The following is a 5,213-nucleotide window of genomic DNA, read 5'->3' as shown; positions in this document are numbered from 1 at the left end:
GTACGGTGGGCGCCCCTTTATCGGTCCCCCGGCGTCGGGGCGGGCGTCACGGGGGGGGGGGGGGGGCCGGCGCCCCGGCGCGCGGGCGCCGGGCCCCGCGCCGGGGGGGCGCGCCGTGCCGCTCGGCGGGTTGTGGTGGGTTAGCTGAGTGTCTGGAAGTCGAGCCAGCCGCCGGTGCCGACGGATTCTGGTGTGCCGTGGCCGGTGGTGGTGAGGGCTGGGTAGAAGTAGAGGCCCTTTCCGGTGTCTGGGCTGGTGGCCCAGAGGTCTTGCTTGTTGTCGTTGTCGGCGTCGCTGCCTGAGGCGATCAGTGGCCGGTTCGTCGGGGTCCAGCCGTGTCCGATTTCGGTGCGGGTGGCGCCGACTCCCAGGCCTTCTCCGGCGGGGCCGGTGCCGGGGTAGAGGAAGAGGTCGCCGGTGCTGCGTTGGCGGGCGAGGAGGTCGACGTGGGTGTTCTTGTCAATGTCGCCGGGGGCGATGAGGTCGTAGTCGTTCCAGCCGCCGCCGCCGATGAGGACGGGTTCGGTGATTTCGTCGAGGTGGTAGCTGCTGGCGCCGTAGTAGAGCCAGAGCAGGTTGCCTTCCTTGACGAGGAGGTCGGGGAAGCCGGGGACGTCCATGGTGCCGTCGTTGTCGACGTCCAGGGGGCCGTCGACGTCGCCGATGGCGATGATCTGGCTGGCGTTCTTCCAGTGGCTGTTGGCGGGGTCGTAGACGGCGAGTTCCTGGCGGCCTGTGGGGCAGGCGCCGTTGCCGGAGGGGGCTTCCTCGCCGGTGGTGGTGCAGGCGTAGCCGTAGCCGTTGTTGGGGTGGAGCTGGAGTGTCTTGCTGCCGGCGGATCCGTTGAGGGAGATGAGGTCTTCGTATCCGTCGTCGGTCCAGTCGCCGCGGTGGGTGATGGATGCCCCGTCGAAGCTGGTTGAGCTTGCTTCGGAGTAGACGCTCACGCTTCCGTTGCCGGTGCCGGAGTACTGCCACAGTGTGCCGTCGGTGCGGATGCCGTACAGGTCGCTGTTGGCGTCACCGTTGAGGTCTCCTGGCTGGTCGGCGATGTTGAGGCTGTCGACGTAGAAGAGGTAGGTGGCGCCGTCGGAGGCGTTGCCGCCGCTGTCGATGCTGCGGGCGTACAGGCGGTGGGATCCGGCGGATGTGGGTGTCACCTTGACGTCAATGGGCCGGCCGACGATCCCCGCGTTGGCGGTGCGTACGGTGGGGTCCCAGTCGGTCCAGTATTCGTACTTGGTGACGTCGGTGATGCCGCCGTTTCCGAGGGTGAAGGTGCCCTGCGTTCGGACGGGGCTGGTGTTGGCCGGCCAGCCGTCGGAACCGTCGGGGAACTCGGCCGAAGAGACGGTCGGCGGCATACTGGGACGGGTGCCGTCGAAGCGGAAGTAGCACTGATCGGAGAAGGCGCTGCTGCTGGAGCCGTCCTCGGTCTTGACCCACCAGGAGAAGAGTCCGGCACCGGTGACGCCGGCGTCTTTCAGCAGGGAGGCCAGCTTGGCCTTGGGGATGACGAGCCTGGCGACGGACCCGGATGTGGCGGACACAGTGGTGTCGACCTCGTTGCCCGCGCCTCCGTGGCCCTTGGGCCACAGTTCGAAGCGGGCCTTGACGGTGCCGCCGTCACCGTCGCGGAACCGGGCGCCCAGGGTGACGTCCGTGTTCCCGACCGTCGTGAACACGACCCCGGTCGAACCTCCGCACTGGGTGGCCGGGGAGGTGTAGAGGCCGGTGGGGACGCTGGGCACGGTGTTGTATTCAGTCGACAAAACGGCGGACTTGGCGTCGAACTTCTTCCAGCCGAACACGTCCGACTCACTGGAGGCGGCGAGTTCGAGCTGGAGGGTGTTCCACTTGCCGGCCGCGGCGTCCTTCGCTCCGGCAGTCGCGTCGAAGGCCAGGTTGCCTGCAGGGCAGCCCGAGCCCCACCCCTTGGCGTCATTGACCGTGTACAGCTTCTCCCGCCGGGTGGGGCGGCTGTTCCAGGTCGTGGACGAGCTGATGGCGTCGGTACGCCAGAGTTCCACGTTCCGTTTCGTGCAGGACCAGGACCAGGTGTTCTTGATCCGGAACGTGGACTTCGTGATGACCTTGTCGGTGCTCCACAAGTTCTTGGTGTTCATGCGGAAGTACGAGCGGGTGATTCCGTTGGTCTCGTTCTCGTAGCCGGCGCGGGCGGTGGTGGTGCCCTTACTGCCGTCGGAGTTGATCCAGCCCGCACCGTTGTAGAAGGAGTTGTTCGGGTTCCTCTTGTCCACAATCGCCCACGAGTAGCGGGAGCCGCTGACCGATGGGTCGATGTAGACCGGGTACTGGGTGCTGTCGCCGGTCAGCAGGTCCTGGTCGGGAGTGAGGCTGACGGTCTCCCCGTCGGTCTCGAGCTGGACGGGAGCTTGTTGGCTGCCGGGAGGCGGAGCGAAAGCGTCGTCGGTCGGCTCCTCGGCAGCGGCCTGTGAGGTACCCGCGAGGGTCCGCTGCTTCACAGCCGCCGGCGCGGTGTCGCCGGTGGTGCTGTCCCACATGCGGGGCGCGGGTCCGGTGAATACTTCCTGGCCTGCTGGGTTGAGTGCTGTGAGGTTGTCGTGGGCGTCCTTTTCGAGCTGGACGCCGTCGCTGGTGACTCCGAAGTTGAGCTGCTGGAGTTCGGGGTTGGCGGCGGCTTCCGCGTTCTTGACGATCAGGGCCTGGCCGAAGCCGGTTGGTGTGGCGTGGAGTTTGAGGTCGACGCCGGGAAGGACTTCGGGGTAGGTAGCGGTCTCGCCGGCGATCTGTGGGGGAGGGAGGGTGCCTGGCCAGGAGAAGGCGAGGCTCCGTCCGTCGCGGACGACCGTCGCCAGGGGCCCGGTACCGCCGCCGGAGAAGGTGACGCCGGTCTCGGTGGCTTTGGTGGCGTATCCCTGCGCCGTGGCATGCAGCGTGGGGTCGACATCGACGAGGTCGTTCCCTTTGCGGACCCACTGGGGCAGCGCATAGCGCTCCTCGGTGAAGGTGCCCGACGGGTTGGCGAAGACCTGCGAATTCTCTGAACGCTGCCCCAGAATCTCGACCGGCTTCCCTGCTTCCTTGGCTTCGGCGAGAGCCTGCCGGCTCTGCATGTCGAGCGAGGCGGCAGGCTTCTCTGATTCAGGGTTCGCGGTGGTGGCGGCGCTGGCGGCTTGTGGCGCCAGTTCAACTTGTGTCAGTGCCATCGCGGTCAGCGCGATGGCCGCGGGTCCGGCCCGGAGCATCCGTCTCTTGGCGCGGTGAGCCCATGTCATGGTGCGGTTTCCCCTCCCTAGTGGCAATGCAACTACGCACCGTAGAGAGCAGGTCTTTGGTAAAACAAGCCTTCACGGCACGCATCCCTTATGCCCGCAATGATCATGCGTCTAATGTCCTTTTAATTCCATTAGTTGCATTTGCGTAAATCGTGCAAGACGCGCAAGAGGTGAAATGGTTGCCCTGGATCTAGTAAAGAAAAGTTCTTCTTTCCGAGGTCATGTGTACGCGGCTCCGAGGAGGGCCTTGTCGGGTGTGCGTGCGAGCCCTGCTCAAGCGACACGCATTGCGCAACAAAGGCATTTTCCGCGCGGTGCGGCTGGGCCGCAGTCGGCTCGACGGCCCAGGATTCTGCGCGGCGTAGGCTGGGCACACGATTCTCTTCGGTGCAGTCCCAAAGACTCCCGGCTGAACCAGGTGGCTAAGCGTTGTCCCGTAATTGATCACGGTCGTGCTTGCTGACCTGCCTGCTCGGTTCAGCCGGTGATGGTGACGTTGTGGAGGCGGGCGATGCCGAGCATGGCGTGGTGAACGCCGTTGCCCTTCAAGCGGCAGTCGCGGAGGATCTTCCAGCTCTTCATCCGGGCGAAGGCGTGCTCGACGCGGGCCCTGACCTTGCGGTGAGAGGCGTTGTGTTCCTCTTTCCAACTTGGTAGTTCGGCCCGACCGGGGTCACGGCGGTGAGGGATGATCAGGCCAGTGCCCCGGTAGCCGCCGTCAGCGATCACAGTGGTCCGGCCGATGGCGTCCTTCGCTCCGGATAGCTCCCATGCCTTGCAGTCGTTGCGGTTCCCCGGGACCGGCCGGCCGACGGCGACGACCAGACGGGTGTCGGCATCGATGACGACTTGGTGGTTGGTGGAGTACCTGTAGTTCTTCGACTGCTCGGCGATCGTGTGGTCCCGGGTGGGGATTAGGGTGCCGTCGACGATCAGCACCGTGTCTTTCCGGAACCTCGTGCGAGGCCGCAGGGCGAGCAATGGCCCGAGGTGGGCGATGATCCGGTCCGCGGCGGACTTGGAGACCCCGAACAACGGGGCCAGCTGCCGCAGGGTGAGGTTCGTCCGCCAGTACGCGGCCACCAGCAGAAATCTGTCTTCCAGCGGCAGGCCCCAGGGCCGGCCTCTGCTCACCGGGTCGGCGCCCTCCCGCCGCAACGCGGTCACAAGTTTCGTGAACTGTCGTGGGCTCAGCCCGGTGAACGGGGCTATCCAGGAGGGTTCCGACGCCGTGATCACACCAGCCACGGCGAGATCGTCTCACCTTGATCATGCTTCAGGGCCCGCAGCCTCTGGCGGGACAGTATCTCGATCGCCCGGACGGCTTCCGCGTGAGATCCTCCGCCCGTGGCTACGGAGACCGAGGTGGGGGAGCTGTTGCACCAGCGTGGCTGGCGAACGGCGTTCACGGTCACTGAAAGGGTGAACGCGTGGGCTGCCCTGGTCAGCGCCATCGAGCGCGGCTACGGCGACGACATCTACGAGTACACCAACGACCTCTACTGCCGGAACTGGCTGCACGAGGCATGGATCCTGCTGGACGAACACATCGTCCAGCTCTGGACCCCGCGGATCAAAGCTCTGGACGACCGATACAGGGCCGCGACCGTCGACGACGACGGCCAAGCACTCGACCAGTTCCACAGGCTGCCCGGCCCCGACCTGTGGTGGTGGCGGCGACACCCGCGCATCCTCACCGGAGACCTCGGGCGTTCCCTTCGCTCGGCCGGCGCCATCGGCACCGACCCTGACGCAGCATGACCCTCAGTCTCGTGGGCTTACGGGACAACCTTTAGCGCGCGCCGAAACCGTCTTACCGGGCTCCATTGCCGATTGCCGCGCGTGGTCAGATGTCAGTGGGGGGGTGCCCCTATGGGTTTCGTCAAGCTGATGGGGCGGGCTGTGGGTCGTAGAAGGTGCCGTCGCGGAGCATCGCGAAGAGCACGTCGGCTC

At 66.2% G+C, this 5,213-nt stretch carries 3 protein-coding genes; 1 reads left to right on the top strand and 2 read right to left on the bottom strand.

Going from position 1 to position 5,213, the window contains the following annotated elements; translation table 11 throughout:
* Window positions 1-140 precede the first annotated feature (140 nt).
* Together ACFC1X_RS40540 and ACFC1X_RS40535 are read right to left on the bottom strand one after the other, a co-directional pair.
* Window positions 141-3,260, bottom strand: a complete 3,120-nt coding sequence (locus ACFC1X_RS40540; protein WP_376364726.1) for an FG-GAP repeat domain-containing protein — start codon at window positions 3,258-3,260, stop codon at window positions 141-143.
* A 477-nt stretch (window positions 3,261-3,737) separates the two neighbouring features.
* On the bottom strand, window positions 3,738-4,508 hold the full coding sequence (locus tag ACFC1X_RS40535; RefSeq protein ID WP_376364723.1) for a transposase: 771 nt from the start codon (window positions 4,506-4,508) through the stop codon (window positions 3,738-3,740).
* 99 nt (window positions 4,509-4,607) lie between these two features.
* Here ACFC1X_RS40535 and ACFC1X_RS40530 point away from each other — a divergent pair, with 99 nt between their 5' ends.
* On the top strand, window positions 4,608-5,021 hold the full coding sequence (locus ACFC1X_RS40530; RefSeq protein WP_376364720.1) for a hypothetical protein: 414 nt from the start codon (window positions 4,608-4,610) through the stop codon (window positions 5,019-5,021).
* The last annotated feature ends 192 nt before the right edge of the window (window positions 5,022-5,213 follow it).

The sequence above is a fragment of the Streptomyces sp. NPDC056128 genome (assembly GCF_042263835.1).
In the GTDB taxonomy this organism is placed as follows: Bacteria; Actinomycetota; Actinomycetes; order Streptomycetales; family Streptomycetaceae; genus Streptomyces.
This window is presented reverse-complemented; position numbering and strand designations above follow the sequence as displayed.

Bases quoted from the DNA above. Each gene is read 5' to 3' on its own strand.
- ACFC1X_RS40540 (WP_376364726.1), bottom strand. From the start codon at position 3,260: ATGACATGGGCTCACCGCGCCAAGAGACGGATGCTCCGGGCCGGACCC.